Raw genomic sequence first — 17,203 nt, forward strand, 5'->3', positions numbered from 1 at the left:
TCGGGGCGCGGGGGGGGGGGGGGGGGGGGGGGGGGCGCGGGGGGGGGGCGGGGGGGGGGGGGGGGGGGGGGGGGGGGGGGGGGGGGCCCCGGGGGGGGGGGGGGGGGGGGGGGGGGGGGGGGGGGGCGCCCCCCCCCCCCCGGGGGGGGGGGTCTGCCTGGGCTTCGGCGGTGCGTGCCTCTCGCCGTGGGGCGGGCGCGGGTGCGGGGGCGGAGGGGTGTGCCTGGGTGGGGGTCAGTGGGGGCCGGTGGGGAGGGGGTCGGGGATGCCGGGGAAGGGGGTGGTGGGGGCGGCCCAGTGGTGGGCTCGGAGGGTGCAGTCGCGGAGGGCGGTGGCGGCGGTTCGGCGGTGGGGGGTGGGGAGGTCGGCCACGAGGTCGGCGTAGACGGTGGTGAGCCGGGTTTCCAGGTGGGCGGCGAGTTTGGTGGCGGTGGGGGCGTCGGTGACGGGGAAGGGGAGGCGGTAGCCGCCGGCGGCGGGGGTGGGGGTGGTGCCGGGGGTGGTGAGGAGGCGCTGCCAGGTGTCGCGTTGGGCCTGGTGGGCGGCGTAGTAGGTGCGGGCGTCGGCGCGTTGTTGGTCGTCGGGGAGGTGGGCACCGACGACGCCGTAGCCGTAGACCGCGGCGTGTTCGGCGCTCAGGGCCTTCTGGAGGGCGGGTGCTGGGGGCCCGGGGGTGGTGGGGGTGGGCGTCGGGGCGGGTTGGTCGGGTGGGGCGCCGAGGGTGGTGGCGTGGAGGGCGTTGGCGGCGGCGACCGAGGCGAGCAGGCGGGCGAGGGGTGGCCGGGCGGTGTCGAGGTCGGCCAGGTGGGATTCGGCGGTCCGGCTTTCCAGGGCGGCCAGGGCGGCGGAGGTGGGAACGGCGGTGGGGCTGGTGCTCGGAGTGGGGGTGCCGGTGGCGGACGGTAGGCCCTGGGCGAGGGCGGCGCGGTGCTGGGCGGTTTCGGCGCGGAGGGGCTGGAGGAGGGCGGTCTGGGCGCCGGGGGCGGCGAGGAGGGCGTCGTAGACGGCCAGCAGGGTGTCGGTGGCGGCGACGGCGCGGAGCCGGATGGGGGCGTCCGGGTCGGGGGTGGGGGCTCTGGTGGCGGCGTCCGTTCCGCCGGTGCCGGTGCAGGCGGTGGTGAGGGTGATCAGTCCGAGGGCCAGGAAGGTCCGTCGGCTGGGCGGCTGCATCGGGGTCACTCCGGAGCGGGTAGGGAGGACGGCCTCCCCTTGTCCGCCCTCGGTGGCCCGATCTTCGCAGAATCCCCATGTTTGCGGGGGTCCGGTGCGGCGGGTGGGCCGGTGTGAGCTTGCTCGCAGTGGGTGGCGTCCGGCTGGTCGGGGGAGGTCCGGAATCGGTGGTTCGCGGCTTCACCGGCTAGGCTTTGGGCCGAGCTGCCGTGACCCGGAGTGCGCCCGAGGGGCGCGGAGGGCGCGGGGCGACCTCTGACAACAGCAGACGCGGCCGAGGAGTCCACCCGGATGAGCACCACCCACACCGACCGGCTGCGCGCGTTGCTGGAGCCGCTGGCCGCGCAGGCCGGACTGGACCTGGAGGACGTCAAGGTCACCAAGGCGGGCAACCGCCGGCAGGTGCAGATCGACGTCGACACCGACGGCGGCGTGGACATGGACACCATCGCCGAGTTCAGCCGGGTGGTCGGTGAGGCCCTGGACGCCTCGGACGTGATGGGCGAGGAGCCGTACCTGCTGGAGGTCGGCTCGCCGGGTGCGGAGCGTCCGCTGGTGCTGCCCCGGCACTGGCAGCGCGCCGAGGGCCGGCTGGCCAAGATCCACCTGGTCGACGGCGGGGAGATCGTCGCCCGGGTGCTGGAGGCGGACGAGGACGGTGCGCTGGTCGAGGTGCAGCCGGTGAAGGGGCGCGGCCGTCCGAAGGAGCGCCGTCTGGCGTACGCCGAGGTGGCCCGGGCGCGGGTCCAGGTGGAGTTCAACCGCAAGGACGACGAGCAGCTCCTGGACGAGGCCGCCGACTTCGACGAGGGGGACGACGGCGCCGAGTGAGCCGGCCGCCGTACGACCATCATGAACGTGACGAAAGACGAGGAGGCGTAGCCGTGGACATCGACATGAGTGCCCTGCGCACGCTGGTCAACGAGAAGAACATCCCCTTCGACCTGCTGGTCGAGTCCATCGAGTCCGCCCTCCTCACCGCGTACCACCGCACCGAGGGCTCGCGCCGCCGCGCCCGGGTGCACCTGGACCGCAAGAGCGGCCACGTGACCGTGTGGGCCACCGAGGACCCGGCGGAGCTGGACGAGGGCGTCGAGCCGAAGGAGTTCGACGACACCCCGAACGGCTTCGGCCGGATCGCGTCCAGCATCGGCATCCAGGTGATGATGCAGCGCCTGCGCGACGCCGCCGACGACCAGACCTTCGGCGAGTACGCGGGCAAGGAGGGCGACATCGTCACCGGTGTCGTCCAGCAGGGCAACGACCCGAAGAACGTGCTGGTCGACATCGGCAAGCTGGAGGCCATCCTGCCGCCGCAGGAGCAGGTCCCGGGCGAGGACTACCGGCACGGCACCCGGCTGAAGTGCTACGTCGTGGCGGTGCGCCGCGGTGTCCGCGGGCCGTCGGTGACGCTGTCGCGCACCCACCCCAGCCTGGTGAAGAAGCTGTTCGCGCTGGAGGTCCCGGAGATCGCGGACGGCAGCGTGGAGATCGCGGCGATCGCCCGCGAGGCCGGCCACCGCACCAAGATCGCGGTCTGGTCGCGCCGGGCCGGGCTGAACGCCAAGGGCGCCTGCATCGGTCCGATGGGCTCCCGGGTGCGCGCCGTGATGGGTGAGCTGCACGGCGAGAAGATCGACATCGTCGACTGGTCCGAGGACCCGCGCGAGATGGTCGCGGCCGCGCTGTCCCCCGCCCGGGTGACCAGCGTGGAGATCGTGGACGCCGCCCAGCGCTCCGCACGGGTGATCGTGCCGGACTACCAGCTGTCCCTGGCGATCGGCAAGGAGGGGCAGAACGCCCGTCTGGCCGCACGTCTCACCGGGTGGCGGATCGACATCCGGCCGGACACCGAGGGGCAGGCGGAGCCCCAGCACGAAAACGGCGGGGCCGCGGCGCAGTAGTCAGTGTTGTTCCTGGCGGTCCCCGCCGGTCCTCCGGGATCAGTGGGGCGGCGCCATGTCGCTTCGGAGGGGTAGACTTGCCTTCGTCTGGCCGGACGCATGTCCGAGCACGCCCGGAACGCACCTGCGTGGGCTGCCGCAAGCGAGCGGCCAAGCACCAGCTGTTGCGTGTCACGGCGGTCGAGGGCGTCTGCGTCCCCGATCCCCGTGGCGCACTGCCGGGCCGGGGCGCTCACCTGCACCTCGACCCGGCCTGCCTCGACCTCGCGGTCCGCCGTCGGGCGTTCCCCCGGGCCTTCCGGCTCCAGGGGGCGCTCGACACGGAGCGGCTCCGCGAGTTCATCGAGGAGCGGGTCGGCGGAGCCCCTGGGGCGGACCGCCTCCCGTGACGGCCGCCGCTCACCGCGGCGGAGAGAACCACCGCAACAAGCACAGCGCTCGGGCAGCCGCGCGCCGTGCCACCAGTCAGGTACCTCGCGATGTGGAAGTAGGTCGAGATTGCGATGAGCACTCGATGAGTACGCGATGAGTACGCGATGGGTACGCCCATGAAGTAGCGACAGTCCGGCGGACGAGACCCCCGGACTCATAGACAGGAGTGAAGTGGCTAAGGTCCGGGTTTACGAACTCGCCAAGGAGCTTGGCTTGGAGAGCAAGGCCGTCATGGCCAAGCTCACCGAGCTCGGTGAGTTCGTCCGTTCGGCGTCCTCGACGATCGAGGCGCCGGTCGTGCGCAAGCTGACTGACGCGCTTGGTGTGGCCCCCACCGGTGGTGGCGCTGCCAAGCCGGGCCCGCGGAAGACCGCGGCGCCCCAGCCCGCGGCAGGTGCCGCGGGTGCACCCAAGCCGGGTGCCCCGACCCCGGGTCCGCGCCCTGGCGCGACCCCTGGTCCCCGTCCGACCCCGGCCGCCGCGGCTCCCGCCGCTCCGGCCGCCCCCGCGGCTCCGGCCGCTCCCGCCGCGGCCCGTCCGGGTGCGCCGACCCCGGGCCCGCGCCCGGCCGCGCGTCCCGCCGCCCCGGCGGCCCCGGCCGCTCCCGCGGCCGAGTTCTCCTCGCCGGCTCCGGCCGGTGACGCCCCGCGTCCGGCTGCCCAGGCCCCGCGCCCGGCCGGCCAGGCCGGTGGCGGCGCCCGTCCGGGCCCGCGTCCGGCCGGCCCGCGTCCGGGCAACAACCCGTTCACCTCGGGCAGCGCGACCGGTATGGCCCGCCCCGGCGACCGCCGTCCCGGCGCGCCGGGTGCCCGTCCGGGTGCTCCGGGTGCGCAGGGCGACCGTCCGCGTCCCGGTGGCGACCGTCCGCGTCCGGCCGGTGCGCCGGGTGCCGGTGCCCCGCGTCCGGGCGGCGACCGTCCGCGTCCGGCCGGTGCGCCGGGTGCCGGTGCCCCGCGTCCCGGTGGCGACCGTCCGCGTCCGGCCGGTGCGCCGGGTGCCGGTGCCCCGCGTCCCGGTGGTGCCCCCCGTCCCGACGGCATGCCGCGTCCGGCCGCGCCGCGTCCCGGCGGGCCGACCCCGTCCGGCATGCCGCGTCCGAACCCGGGCATGATGCCGCAGCGTCCGGCCGGCCCGCGTCCGGGTCCGGGTGGCCGTGGTCCGGGTGGCCCCGGCGGTCGTCCGGGTGGTCCGGGTGCCGGCGGTGCCCGTCCCGGCTTCCAGGGCCGTCCGGCCGGTCCGGGCTCGCGCCCGGCCGGTGGCGGTGGCTTCGGCGGCCCGCGTCCCGGTGGCGGTGCCCCGGGTGGTGGCGGCGGCTTCGGCCCGCGTCCCGGTGGCTTCGGCGGTCGTCCCGGCGGCCCGGGTGCCCGTGGTGGCACGCAGGGCGCCTTCGGTCGTGGCCCGGGCGGTCGCCCGGCGCGCGGTCGCAAGTCGAAGCGGGCGAAGCGCCAGGAGTACGAGGCCATGCAGGCCCCGTCCGTCGGCGGTGTGATGCTGCCGCGCGGCAACGGCCAGACCGTTCGCCTGTCGAGCGGCGCCTCGCTGATGGACTTCGCGGAGAAGATCAACGCCAACCCGGCCGCGCTCGTCTCGGTGATGTTCAACCTCGGTGAGATGGTCACCGCGACCCAGTCGGTCTCCGACGCCACGCTGCAGCTGCTGGCCGACGAGATGGGCTTCCAGCTGGAGATCGTCAGCCGGGACGACGAGGACCGCGAGCTGCTGGAGTCGTTCGACATCGACTTCGGTGCCAACGAGGGCGACGAGGACCAGCTGGCCCCGCGTCCGCCGGTCGTCACCGTCATGGGTCACGTCGACCACGGTAAGACCCGACTGCTGGACGCGATCCGCAAGTCCAACGTGGTGGCCGGCGAGGCCGGTGGCATCACCCAGCACATCGGTGCCTACCAGGTCGTCACCGAGGTGAACGGCGAGCAGCGCCCGATCACCTTCCTCGACACCCCGGGTCACGAGGCGTTCTCCGCCATGCGTGCCCGTGGTGCCAAGTCCACCGACATCGCGATCCTGGTGGTCGCGGCCAACGACGGTGTCATGCCGCAGACGGTCGAGGCGCTTAACCACGCCAAGGCCGCCGGTGTGCCCATCGTGGTCGCCGTCAACAAGATCGACGTCGAGGGCGCCGACCCGACCAAGGTCCGCGGCCAGCTGACCGAGTTCGGCCTGGTGGCCGAGGAGTACGGCGGCGACACCATGTTCGTCGACATCTCCGCGCGCCAGGGTCTGCACATCGACCAGCTGCTGGAGGCCGTGGTCCTGACCGCGGACGCCTCGCTCGACCTGCGGGCCAACCCCGACCAGGACGCGCAGGGTATTGCGATCGAAGCCCACCTGGACAAGGGCCGCGGCGCCATGGCGACCGTCCTGGTCCAGCGCGGTACCCTCCGCGTCGGTGACTCGATCGTCGTGGGCGACGCCTACGGCCGCGTCCGCGCGATGCTGGACGAGAACGGCAACAACCTCAGCGAGGCCGGTCCGTCCCGTCCGGTCCTGCTGCTCGGTCTGACCTCGGTGCCCCGCGCCGGCGACAGCTTCATCGTCGTCGACGAGGACCGCACCGCCCGCCAGATCGCCGAGAAGCGCTCGGCCCGCGACCGCAACGCCGCCTTCGCGCAGCGTCGGGTCCGGGTGTCCCTGGAGGACCTGGACAAGGCCATCGCCGCCGGCTCCATCGAGCAGCTCAACCTCATCATCAAGGGTGACGTCTCCGGTTCGGTCGAGGCCCTTGAGGACGCCCTCGTCAAGCTGGACGTGGGCGAGGAGGTCGAGCTCCGGGTCCTGCACCGCGGTGTGGGTGCCATCACCGAGTCCGATGTGGACCTGGCGATGGGCTCGGACGCCATCATCATCGGCTTCAACGTGCGCGCCGAAGGCCGTGCGCGTGCGGCGGCCGAGAAGGAAGGCGTGGACGTCCGGTACTACTCGGTCATCTACCAGGCGATCGAGGAGATCGAGAACGCCCTCAAGGGCATGCTCAAGCCGGAGTACGAGGAGGTGCGCCTCGGCGCCGCGGAGATCCGCGAGGTCTTCCGCTCCTCCAAGTTCGGCAACATCGCCGGTGTCCTGGTCCGCGACGGTGTCATCCGCCGCAACGCCAAGGCCCGCCTGCTGCGCGACGGCAAGGTCGTGGCGGAGAACCTCTCGATCGAGGGTCTGCGCCGCTTCAAGGACGACGCGACCGAGGTCCGCGAGGGCTTCGAGGCCGGTGTCACCCTGGGGTCGTTCAACGACATCAAGGTCGAGGACATCATCGAGACCTACGAGATGCGCGAGAAGCCGCGCGCCTAGTCGGTGTCAGCCGGGGCCGGTCGACGGATGGTATTTCCGTCGACCGGCCCCGGTCTCGCTGTGTAGGGTCCGGAGTGTTCGGAAGTCAGCTTCCGACGGTCCCGGCGCGGGCCCGGTCCGGGCCGCGCCTTCCCCGAGGCCTTCCAGGTCGGCGAGACCTGTCACACATGTTCGTGGGAACACTCACCTTCGACCTGCTGCTGGGCGACGTCCACTCGCTCAAGGAGAAGCGTTCGATCGTGCGGCCCATCGTGGCCGAACTGCAGCGCAAGTACAGCGTGTGCGCTGCCGAGACCGGGAACCAGGACCTGCACCGCCGGGCCGAGATCGGCCTGGCGGTCGTCTCCGGCGAAGCCGGGTACGTCACCGAGGTCCTGGACAGCTGTGAGCGGTTGGTCGCCGGCCGCCCCGAGGTGCAGCTCCTCTCCGCGAGGAGGCGCTACCACAACGACGACGACGAATGAGAGCTGTGGAGCCGGCCGGCGGAAGTCGCCGTTCTCACACAGATCAGGACCGAGAGCGCCCGCAAGGCCGGGCGCGGGCCGGTACTTTGGGGCGTGGGCCCCGACGGGTGCGCAGCTCGCCCGGGTACCGGGCCCACTGCACGAGGAGGCAACGTGACCGACACCGCAAGGGCGCGCAAGCTCGCCGACCGCATCCAGGTGGTCGTCGCCCAGACCCTGGAACGGCGGATCAAGGACCCGCGACTGGGGTTCGTGACCATCACCGACACCAGGGTGACCGGCGACCTGCGCGAGGCCACCGTCTTCTACACCGTCTTCGGCGACGAGACCGAGCGCGAGGCCACCGCGGCCGCGCTGGAGAGCGCCAAGGGCGTGCTCCGCTCCGAGGTCGGCAAGCAGACCGGGGTGCGTTTCACCCCGTCGCTGACCTTCGTCGCGGACGCGCTGCCGGAGAACGCCCGGAACATCGACGACCTGCTCGACCGGGCCCGCACCTCCGACGCCGCCGTCCGCACCCAGGCCGCGGGGGCGACCTACGCCGGCGACGCGGACCCGTACCGGGTGCCGGCGTCCGAGCGTGACGACGAGGACGAGTAGTCATGGCGGGTGAGCCGGCGCAGGCCGCCTCGCGAGCCGGAACGACCACGGGGGCGTCCTCCACCAGCACGGTGGAGGGTGCCCTCGCGGCGCTCCCGGGGCCGCGCGCCGAGGAGAGCGGCTTCGAGCTGGTCTGGCAGCAGGTGGTGGCGGAGATCGGGCGGGCCCGTTCGATCGACCTGATCTGCCACATCTGCCCGGACGGCGACGCGCTGGGCTCCTCGCTGGCGGCCGCCCTGGCGCTGCGCGCGCTGGGCAAGCAGGTGCGGGTGTCCTTCGGCGACGACCCGCAGATCGTGCCGGAGTCGCTGGCCTTCCTGCCCGGTCAGGAGCTGATCGTGCCCGCCGCCGAGGTGCCGGACGTGCCCGAGCTGGTGCTCTGCTTCGACGTCGCCGCGCAGAGCCGGCTGGGCCTGCTGCACGACAAGGCCTTCGCCGCGCCCGTCCTGGTGGTGTTCGACCACCACGCCTCCAACCCGGGCTTCGGCACCCACCAGCTGATCGACCCGTCCGCGCCGGCCACCGCCGTGCTCGTGGACGAGCTGTTGCGCCGGCTCGGCGTCGAACTCGACCAGGCCCTGGCCACCTGTCTGTACACCGGGGTCGCCACCGACACCGGCTCCTTCAAGTACCGGGCCACCACGCCCGCGACCCACGAACTCGCCGGACGGCTGCTGGCCACCGGCATCCGGCACGACCTGATCTCCCGGCAGCTGTGGGACACCTCCTCCTTCGGCTACCTCAAGGTGCTCGCGGCCGCGCTGGACCGGGCCGTCTACGAGCCGGACGCGGCCGACGGGCTGGGCCTGGTGTGGACCTGGGTGCCGTACCAGGACCTGGCGCTGTTCAGCGTCACCGTCGAGGAGATCGAGGGGCTGATCGACGTCCTGCGCCGGCCGGCCGAGGCCGAGGTGGCGCTGGTGCTCAAGCAGGACCCGGACGGCACCCTGCGCGGTTCCTCCCGTTCCAAGGGCGCGGTCGACGTGGCCGCCGCCTGCGCCGAACTGGGCGGCGGCGGGCACGTGTTCGCGGCCGGGTTCAGTGCCCGGGAGGACGTCGACGCGGTGGTGGAGCGGTTCCGGGGTGCGTTGCGGCCCCTCCGTTGACCATGCTGTCCTGAGCACCTCCCGCACGTCCCAGAGAAAGAACTCGATGAAGCGCAAAGGCACCGGCCCGGACGGCCTGGTGATCGTCGACAAGCCCGAGGGCATCACCTCCCACGGCGTCGTCGCCAAGATGCGGTGGCTGGCCGGGACCAGGAAGGTCGGGCACGCCGGCACGCTGGACCCGATGGCCACCGGCGTGCTGGTGATCGGCGTCGAGCGGGCCACCCGGCTGCTCGGCCACCTGATGCTGACCGCCAAGACCTACGAGGCGACCATCCGGCTCGGCCAGACCACCGTGACCGACGACCGCGAGGGCGAGGTCACCGCCTCGACCCCGGCGCAGGGCGTCACCCGGGAGGCGATCGACGCCGGGATCGCCGCGCTCACCGGCGAGATCATGCAGGTGCCGTCCAAGGTCAGCGCGATCAAGATCGACGGCAAGCGGTCGTACGCCCGGGTGCGCGAGGGCGAGGACTTCGAGCTCGCGGCCCGGCCGACCACGATCCACTCCTTCACCGTGCACGAGCAGCGCGCGGTCGTCGCCGAGGACGGGACGCCGGTGATCGACCTCGACGTCACCGTCGAGTGCTCCTCCGGCACCTACATCCGGGCGCTGGCCCGCGACCTGGGCGCCGGGCTGGGCGTCGGCGGACACCTGACCGCGCTGCGGCGCACCAAGGTCGGGCCGTACGGGGTGGAGTCGGCGCACACCCTGGAGCAGCTGGAGGCCGCCGTGACGGCCGAGCCCGCCGCGCCGCTGGAGGTGCTGCCGATCGCGCAGGCCGCGGCGGCCGCCTTCCCACGCTGGGACCTGGACGAGGACTCCGCGCAGAAGCTGTCCCACGGCGCCCGGCTGAAGGCGCCCGGGCTCGGGGTGGACGGCCCGATCGCGGTGTTCGGGCCGGACGGGCGCTTCCTCGCGCTGGTCGAGGAGACGGGCGGGCAGGCGAAGCCGGTCGCGGTCTTCGTCGGCTGAGCCGGTCGTTCGTGTGTGAACCCCCGTCGGGAATCCCGCGGGGGTTCACCTTTGCGGGTCCTTCGCCCGAACGGGTGGCATCACCCGCCCGGGGGAGCGCACGAGGTGAACGACCGTGGTGAGCGGCGCGGGGGCGGTGGGGGCGCCGCCCCGGCGGGCAGGCTCCCGGCGTCGAGCGGGCGACGGGCCCGGGCGAGGTCGAGGGGGCGTTCATGCCGGGGTTTGCGGAGACCGATCCGGGGCGGTACCTGCTGCGGATCCGCGACCTCAACGGGCGGCTGCACGGCTTAGGGTTCCTCGCCGACCCGCAGGGCGGGGTGCTCACCGCGCACGAGGCCGTGGCCGGCCTGGACCGGGTGGTGCTGCACACTCCCGGCGGGCAGACCCGGGTGCTCGGCCCCGACGCGGTGCTGCCGCTGCCCGAGCACGGGCTCGCCCTGCTGCGCACCGACGCGCTCGGCGGGCTGCCGGTGCCGCCGCTGCCGGTCGCGGCGGTGGGCGCCGGGCACGAGGTGCTGCTGCCCGCGCTCACCGGGGAGGACGGCCGGGCGGTCGAGCTGCGCTGCGGGCTGCTGGGCGTCACCGGCGCCGCGTACGGCGGGCACCGGCTCGCCGGGGTGCTGGTGCTGGACGTCCCGCCGGTGGGCGGGGTCGTGGTGCCGGCCGGCTCGCCGGTGCTGGACGCCCGCAGCGGGGCCGTGGTGGCGCTGGCCGCGCCGGCCCTGCGGGGTGGGGCGCTGCCGGCGGCCACGGTCGGGGGTGGGGCGCTGCCGGCGGCCACGGTCGGGGGTGGGGCGTTGCCGGCGGTCACGGTCGGGGGCGGGGCGGTGGTCGCGGAGGCGCTGGCGGGGCTGCTGGCGCGCAACGCGGCGGCGGTGCCCGGCTACGGGCCCGCGCTGAACCTGGCCGGGGTGCTGCGGCTGGCCGCCTCCCAGCTGGCCGCCGCCGGGGCCGGCCCCGACCGGGTGGCCGGGCTGGCCGCCGACCGGGTGGACCGGCCGGACGGGCTCGCCACCGACGAGCCGGAGGCGACCGTCACCGTCCTGGTCGGCGCCCCCGGCAGCGGGCGCTCCACCGAACTGGCCGCGCTCGCCGTCCGCCGCTCCGGCGGCGCCCGGCCGCTGCCCACCCTGTGGCTGCGCGGCGCGGACCTGCGCGCCGAGGACCGCTCGCTCGCCGAACCGGTCGAACGGGCACTGGCCGCCGCCGCGGCAGAACTGGGCGTCCCGGCGCCCGCGCCGGAACCGGTGGCGGTCCTGTGCGCGGCGGCCGGACGGCCGCTGCTGGTGCTCCTGGACGGCCCCGAGGAGGCCCCGGCCGACCTGGCCCCGCGCTGGCTGCGCGGCGCCGGGCAGTGGCTGACCGGCTGCGGGGCCCGCCTGCTGACGGCCTGCGGCGAGGAGGTCTGGGAACGGCTGGCGGCCGAGCCGTGGGGCAGCGGCACTCCTGGCATCCCCCGTCCGGCGGAACCGGGACGGGACGGCGAACTGGCCGGCGCGCCCACCGTCCGGATGGACGGCGCGGGCCCCGGCGCACCGACCCTGGCCGGGCAGCGACTGGGCCCGCTGCCCGCCGAGGCGGCCGAGCGGGTGCGCCGCCGCTACGGGCTGCCGCCGGGCCGCCCGGCCGCCGCCGAGGACGCCCGGCACCCACTGGCGGTACGGCTGGCCGGGGAACTGTGGGCCGAGGGCCTGCACGACGGGCCGGCGCGGCGCGGCGACCTGTTCGGCGCCCATCTGGACCTGCGCTGCCTGCGGGTGGCCCAGCGCCTCGCCGAGGACGGCCGGCCGCGCCGCCCCGGCGCGCACCGCCGGGGCACCGCCCGGCCCGCCGGACCGCGCCGGCTGCGGGTGCGCCGGCTCGCGGCGGCGGTGGCCGGGCGGGTGCACGAGGCGGCCCGGCGGATGCTCGGCGAGGAGCCGGGCACGCTGGGCCGGGAGGCCTTCGAGGAACTGTTCCCGGTCGACGGCGGCTGGGCCACGGCCGTGCTCGCCGAAGGGCTGTTCGTCCCCGCCGGGCCCGGATTCCGCTTCGCCCACGGGGAGTTCGCCGACTGGCTGCAGGGCCGGCACCTGGACCTGGACGCGGCGCTGCGGATGCTGCTCGGCGAGGCCGAGGACACCCCGCCCGGGCCCGAGTGCTCCGGATCGGCCGTCCCCCGGCACCGGATCGGCCCGGTCGCCGCCGCGCTGCGCCGGGTCGCCGAGACCTGGGGCGCGCCCGCTCTCGACCCGTGGCTGCACCGGATCTGGCGCGCGCTCGACCTGCGCCCGCCGGGCAGCGAACCCGCCTGGTGGGCGGCCCGGTTGCTCACCGCCGGACTCGCCGCCAGCCCCGATCCGGTCGAACACCGGGCGCTGCTCGACCAGTTGGCCGGCCGGATCGCCGAACGGGCGGCCGGCGCGGGCGGCGGGCAGGCGTCGGAGGGGCAAGCGCCCGGCGGTACGGCGCTCGGCGGTGCGGCGCTCGGCGGTCCGGGCCGCTTCGGTCCGGAGTTCTGGACCGGCCTCGGCCTGCCCGTCGAGACCGAACTCGCCCTGCTGCGCCGTCTGGTGGCCGCCGACGGCCCCGAGCAGCGCTTCCTGGGCGCGGTCGCGCAGCGGCTGCGCGCCGACCCGGTCGCGGTGTTCCCGCTGCTCTGCGCCTGGTTCGACGACCCGGGCGGACTGTCAGGCCGCCCGGGCGTCACGGTCGCCGACCTCGCCCAGGACCTGCTGTACGCCCACCGGTGGCTGGCCCTGGACGAGTTGGCCGACGCACTGGCCGAGGCCGCGCACCCCAGGGCGGACGCCCTGCTCTCCGTGCTCGCCGCCGAGGAGCCGTCCGCGCTCTGCCGCGCGGTGGACCGCTGGAGCCACGACCGGCGGCCCGAACGGCACGTGGCGGCCGCCGTGCACGGGTTGCGGACCGCCCCGTACGCCGGCGGGGCCGGGGCCGAACTGCTGCGGTACAGCGCGCTGACCCTGCTCGCCCGCGAGGACGAACCGGGCCTGCACGGCGCCGCCCTGGCCCTGCTGGTCGCCGACCCGGTGACCCGGGCCGGGCACCTGGACGCCGCCCTCGCCCTCCACCGGTCGGGCGGCGACGCCTTCCTCACCCCGTACGCGCTGGCCCCGGCCCTGGAGAGCGACCCGGAGCCCGTCCTGGCCGCGCTCGCCGACCGGCTGGCGTCCCCCGGCGCGGCCCCCGCCGAGACCCTGCGGGTGCTCGCCGACGCCCGCGCCCCGGTCGCCGCCCGGCGGGGCGCCGAACTGGCCGCCCGGCTGCTGCGCGAGCAGCCGGAGCTGGCCGGGCCGGTCGCCGTCGACTACCTCGGCCGGCGCCTGCGGCAGCCCGTGACCGACGGGCCGACCGCCCGGCTGGAGCTGCGGGTGCTGCTGGGCGCCGCGCTGGCCGCCCGGACGGCGGCGGTCCGTCGGCCGTTCGCCGAGGTGCTGTCCGCCCCGGTGGCCGACCCGGCGGCGGACGCGCTGCGCTGCGAGCTGCTGGACGCCCTGCTCGCCACGGAGACCGACCGGGCGGTGCTCACCGCCGCCGTGGAAGGCCTCGCCGAGCACTGCGCGGCCGAGAACCCCGCCCGGGCCCGCGCCGTGCTGGCCCGGGCGACCCCCGGGCTGGCCGACGCCGACGACCTGCTGGTGCGCTGCGCCGGGCGCTCCGCGGCCTTCGCCCAGTTGCTCGCCCAGTGGCCGGGCGACGCCGCGCCGACCGCGCCCGACGGCCCCCGGCTGGCCCGGATGCGGGCCCTGGTGACCGCCGGACGGGACCCGCAGTACGCCGCCGCCGAGGCCGAGCGGAGCACCCCGGCGCGGACCCCGCGCGCACCGGTGCGCTCAACCCCCATTCCGGTGCCTGAGCCGGGGCAGGCGCATGGCACGCTATAGGGGTTCGGGTTTTGAGCGTCTGAGCGTACCGAGGGTACGCACCGTACGGAACGAGGAGCAGTCGGGTGCAGCGCTGGCGTGGCCTGGAGGAGATCCCCGCTGACTGGGGACGCAGCGTCGTCACCATCGGTTCGTTCGACGGGGTGCACCGCGGGCACCAGTTGATCATCGGACGGGCGGTCGAGCGGGCCCGCGAACTCGGCCTGCCGTCGGTCGTGGTGACCTTCGACCCGCACCCGCGCGAGGTGATCCGCCCGGGCAGCCACCCGCCGCTGCTCGCGCCGCACCCGCGCCGGGCCGAGCTGATCGCCGAACTCGGCGTGGACGCGGTGCTGGTGCTGCCCTTCACCACCGAGTTCTCCAAGGAGGCCCCGGAGACCTTCGTCCAGCAGGTGCTGGCGGACGCGCTGCGCGCCCGGGTCGTCATCGAGGGCCCCAACTTCCGCTTCGGGCACCGGGCGGCGGGGGACGTCGCGCTGCTCACCGAGCTGGGCCGGGCGGACGACTTCGAGGTCGAGGTGGTGGACCTCCAGGTGTGCGGCACCGCCGGGGACGGCGAGCCGTTCTCCTCCAGCCTGACCCGCCGCCTGGTCGAGACCGGGGACATGACCGGCGCCAACGAGGTGCTCGGCCGCCCGCACCGGGTCGAGGGCGTGGTGGTGCGCGGCGCGCAGCGCGGCCGCGAGCTGGGCTACCCGACCGCCAACGTGGAGACCGTGCCGCACAGCGCCGTCCCGGCCGACGGCGTGTACGCGGGCTGGCTGACCGCCCAGGGCGAGCGGATGCCGGCCGCGATCTCGGTCGGCACCAACCCGACCTTCGACGGCACCGCCCGCACCGTCGAGGCGTACGCCATCGACCGGGTCGGCCTGGACCTGTACGGGCTGCACGTGGCCGTGGACTTCCTGGCCTATCTGCGCGGGATGGAGAAGTTCGACTCCATCGAGGCGCTGCTCGACCGGATGGCCGACGACGTCAAGCGCGCGCGTGAGCTGACCGACGCCGGCTGACGGCCGACGCAGAACCGCCGAGGGCCCGCCGACTCCTGGCGGGCCCTTCGTCGTCCTACTGCTGGGGCGGCTGCTGCGGCGGGTAACCGTAGCCCGGCGGCGTCTGCTGGGACGGGTAGCCGTAGCCGGGCGGCGGCGGGGGCTGGGGGGCCTGCTGCTGCGGGTCGGCGTACGGCTGGGGCTGCGGCTGCGGCCAGCCGTAGCCGGGCGGGGGCGCGGGCTGGCCGGGCTGCGCCCCCCACGGTGCGCCGGGCGCCGGCTGGGGGGCCTGCTGCTGCGGGTCGGCGTACGGCTGGGGCGGGCCCTGCTGGTAGCCGGCCTGCGCCTGCTGCTGCCAGCCGGCCTGCTGGGCGGCCGCCTGCTGGGCCCGGACGATGTCCTCGCCGACCAGGGTGGCCAGTTCGAAGTACGCCTCGCGGACCTTGGGCCGCATCATGTCCAGGTTGACCTCGGCGCCGGCCGCCAGGCTCTCGTCGAAGGGCACCACGACGACGCCGCGGCAGCGGGTCTGGAAGTGCGCGACGATGTCCTCGATCTTGATCATCTTGCTGGTCTCGCGCACCCCGGAGACCACCGTGATGCTGCGCTGCACCAGGTCGGCGTAGCCGTGCGCGGAGAGCCAGTCCAGGGTGGTCGAGGCGCTGGAGGCACCGTCCACGCTGGGCGTGGAGACGATGATCAGCTGGTCGGCGAGGTCCAGCACCCCGCGCATCGCGCTGTACAGCAGGCCGGTGCCGGAGTCGGTCAGGATGATCGGGTACTGGCGGCCCAGCACCTCGATGACCTGGCGGTAGTCCGAGTCGTTGAAGGTGGTCGAGACCGCCGGGTCGACGTCGTTCGCCAGGATCTCCAGGCCCGAGTTCAGGTCCTGCGAGGTGAACTGACGGATGTCCATGTAGCTGCGCAGGTGCGGGATCGCCGTCACCAGGTCGCGGATGGTCGCGCCGGTCTGGCGCTTGACCCGGCGGCCCAGGGTCCCGGCGTCCGGGTTGGCGTCGATCGCGATCACCTTGTCCTGGCGCTCGCTGGCCAGGGTCGCGCCGAGCGCGGTGGTGGTCGTGGTCTTGCCGACCCCGCCCTTGAGGCTGATCACGGCGATCCGGTAGCAGCTCAGCACCGGGGTGCGGATGATCTCCAGCTTGCGGGCCTTCTCGGCCGCCGCGGCCTTGCCGCCGAACTGGAACCGCGGCTGCTGGCGCTGCTGCTTGGGCTGGCTGCGCAGCAGCCGGTCCGAGGACAGCTCGACGGCGGCGGTGTAGCCGAGCGGGGCGCCGTGCGCGGTCTGCTGCGGGGCGGCGGCCTGCTGGAACGCTGCGGGCTGCGGCGCGGCGGCGCCCTGCGGCGGCCAGGGCTGTGCGGGGCCCGGCGGCTGCGGCTGGGCCGGCTGCACGGGCTGACCGGGCTGACCGGGGTGACCTGGCTGGAGGTGCTGACCGGGCTGGGGCGCGGCCGGCGGCGGGTACGCGCCGGGCTGCGGCCAGCCGCCCTGCCGCGGGTCCACCGGGCCGGCCTGCTGCTGGACGGGCGGCGCGGCCTGCTGCTGGACGGGCGGCGCGGACTGCTGCTGGACCGGCGGCGCGGACTGCTGCTGGACCGGCGGTGCGGGCTGCTGCTGGACGGGCTGCGCGGGCTGGCCCGGCTGCGGCTGGGCGGCCCAGGCGGCCTGCGGGTCCCACCCGGGCTGCGGGTCCTGCGGCGCCGGCCGGCCGGGCTGCTGCTGGGCCGGCGGCTGTGCGAAGTTCTGCGGCGGAACGGACTGCGCCGGCTGCGGCGCGGGTGCCGGGTACGGCTGCGCCGGGGCCTCCGCGGCCGGCGGCCAGGTCGCAGCGGCGGGGGCCTGCGGCTGCTCCGGCGTCACGGCCGGGGCGGGGGCTGGGGTGGAGGCAGGAGCCGGGGCAGGGGCCGCCGACGGGAACGGCACGTGCTGCGCCTCGGCCTGGACGGGCGGGGCGGGCGGAACCGGTGCGGGCGCCGCGCCCGACTCGGCCGCCGGAGCCGGAGCCGGAGCCTGGGCGGGAACCTGGGCCGAGCCCTGCGCGGGCACCCCGGCCTGCGGCTGGGCCGCGGGCGCGGGCGCCTGCTCCGCCGCCGGAGCCGGAGCCGGAACAGGAGCTGCGGCCGGGACGTCCCCCGAACCCGCCGGCTCGCCCGCCGGCGCCGCCGCCGGATCCGACTGCACGTACCAGGACGGGGGAGTGTAATCGGGCGCGTCGGACCAGTCGTCGTCGTCCTCCGCCGCGTTGTCGCCGACGTAGACGCCGTCCCGATCGCTGCTCACTAGGGCTCCCTCGTGTTCGCCGCCGCTTGTTCAGCGGTGCCGTTGCCGCAACAAAGACTAGGCCGTTCGGCTGCCCCTG

The 17,203-nt window shown here is 75.6% G+C and carries 12 protein-coding genes; 10 read left to right on the plus strand and 2 right to left on the minus strand.

Annotated elements, in window-relative coordinates:
- Nucleotides 1–234: 234 nt before the first annotated feature.
- Nucleotides 235–1,170, minus strand: coding sequence for a ferritin-like domain-containing protein (locus ACIRVF_RS40745; RefSeq protein WP_402829777.1), 936 nt, complete (start codon nucleotides 1,168–1,170; stop codon nucleotides 235–237).
- Between the two features lie 291 nt (nucleotides 1,171–1,461).
- On the opposite strand from ACIRVF_RS40745, the gene rimP reads away from it, so the two are divergent.
- The 10 genes from rimP (at nucleotide 1,462) to ACIRVF_RS40795 (ending at nucleotide 14,846) form a co-directional block, all read left to right on the plus strand.
- Complete coding sequence (rimP, locus tag ACIRVF_RS40750) at nucleotides 1,462–2,001, plus strand: ribosome maturation factor RimP (RefSeq protein ID WP_402829732.1); 540 nt, start codon at nucleotides 1,462–1,464, stop codon at nucleotides 1,999–2,001.
- 53 nt (nucleotides 2,002–2,054) lie between these two features.
- Nucleotides 2,055–3,074 carry a transcription termination factor NusA gene (gene nusA, locus ACIRVF_RS40755; protein ID WP_402829733.1) on the plus strand — a complete coding sequence of 340 codons (1,020 nt, stop codon included), beginning with the start codon at nucleotides 2,055–2,057 and terminating at the stop codon, nucleotides 3,072–3,074.
- Between the two features lie 128 nt (nucleotides 3,075–3,202).
- Nucleotides 3,203–3,463 (plus strand): YlxR family protein, encoded by a 261-nt coding sequence (locus ACIRVF_RS40760; RefSeq protein ID WP_402829736.1) that lies wholly within the window; start codon nucleotides 3,203–3,205, stop codon nucleotides 3,461–3,463.
- A gap of 214 nt (nucleotides 3,464–3,677) precedes the next feature.
- Nucleotides 3,678–6,809, plus strand: a complete 3,132-nt coding sequence (gene infB, locus ACIRVF_RS40765; RefSeq protein WP_402829738.1) for a translation initiation factor IF-2 — start codon at nucleotides 3,678–3,680, stop codon at nucleotides 6,807–6,809.
- Between the two features lie 167 nt (nucleotides 6,810–6,976).
- Complete coding sequence (locus ACIRVF_RS40770; protein WP_030289887.1) at nucleotides 6,977–7,273, plus strand: DUF503 domain-containing protein; 297 nt, start codon at nucleotides 6,977–6,979, stop codon at nucleotides 7,271–7,273.
- A 153-nt stretch (nucleotides 7,274–7,426) separates the two neighbouring features.
- A complete protein-coding gene (gene rbfA / locus ACIRVF_RS40775) occupies nucleotides 7,427–7,870 on the plus strand; it encodes a 30S ribosome-binding factor RbfA (RefSeq protein ID WP_380420808.1) in 444 nt (147 codons plus the stop codon).
- Between the two features lie 2 nt (nucleotides 7,871–7,872).
- The gene (locus ACIRVF_RS40780) at nucleotides 7,873–8,976 is read left to right on the plus strand and encodes a bifunctional oligoribonuclease/PAP phosphatase NrnA (RefSeq protein ID WP_402829741.1); all 1,104 of its coding nucleotides are present in this window, start codon (nucleotides 7,873–7,875) and stop codon (nucleotides 8,974–8,976) included.
- 46 nt (nucleotides 8,977–9,022) lie between these two features.
- Nucleotides 9,023–9,952: a tRNA pseudouridine(55) synthase TruB gene (gene truB / locus ACIRVF_RS40785; protein ID WP_402829743.1), complete on the plus strand. Its 930-nt coding sequence runs from the start codon at nucleotides 9,023–9,025 to the stop codon at nucleotides 9,950–9,952.
- Between the two features lie 212 nt (nucleotides 9,953–10,164).
- Complete coding sequence (locus ACIRVF_RS40790; protein WP_402829745.1) at nucleotides 10,165–13,836, plus strand: serine protease; 3,672 nt, start codon at nucleotides 10,165–10,167, stop codon at nucleotides 13,834–13,836.
- A gap of 65 nt (nucleotides 13,837–13,901) precedes the next feature.
- Nucleotides 13,902–14,846, plus strand: a complete 945-nt coding sequence (locus ACIRVF_RS40795; RefSeq protein WP_402829748.1) for a bifunctional riboflavin kinase/FAD synthetase — start codon at nucleotides 13,902–13,904, stop codon at nucleotides 14,844–14,846.
- 55 nt (nucleotides 14,847–14,901) lie between these two features.
- On the opposite strand, the gene ACIRVF_RS40800 is transcribed toward ACIRVF_RS40795, so the two are convergent.
- The gene (locus tag ACIRVF_RS40800) at nucleotides 14,902–17,124 is read right to left on the minus strand and encodes a MinD/ParA family protein (RefSeq protein WP_402829750.1); all 2,223 of its coding nucleotides are present in this window, start codon (nucleotides 17,122–17,124) and stop codon (nucleotides 14,902–14,904) included.
- Between the last annotated feature and the right edge of the window lie 79 nt (nucleotides 17,125–17,203).

The sequence above is a fragment of the Kitasatospora sp. NPDC101157 genome (assembly GCF_044768255.1).
GTDB lineage: Bacteria > Actinomycetota > Actinomycetes > Streptomycetales > Streptomycetaceae > Kitasatospora.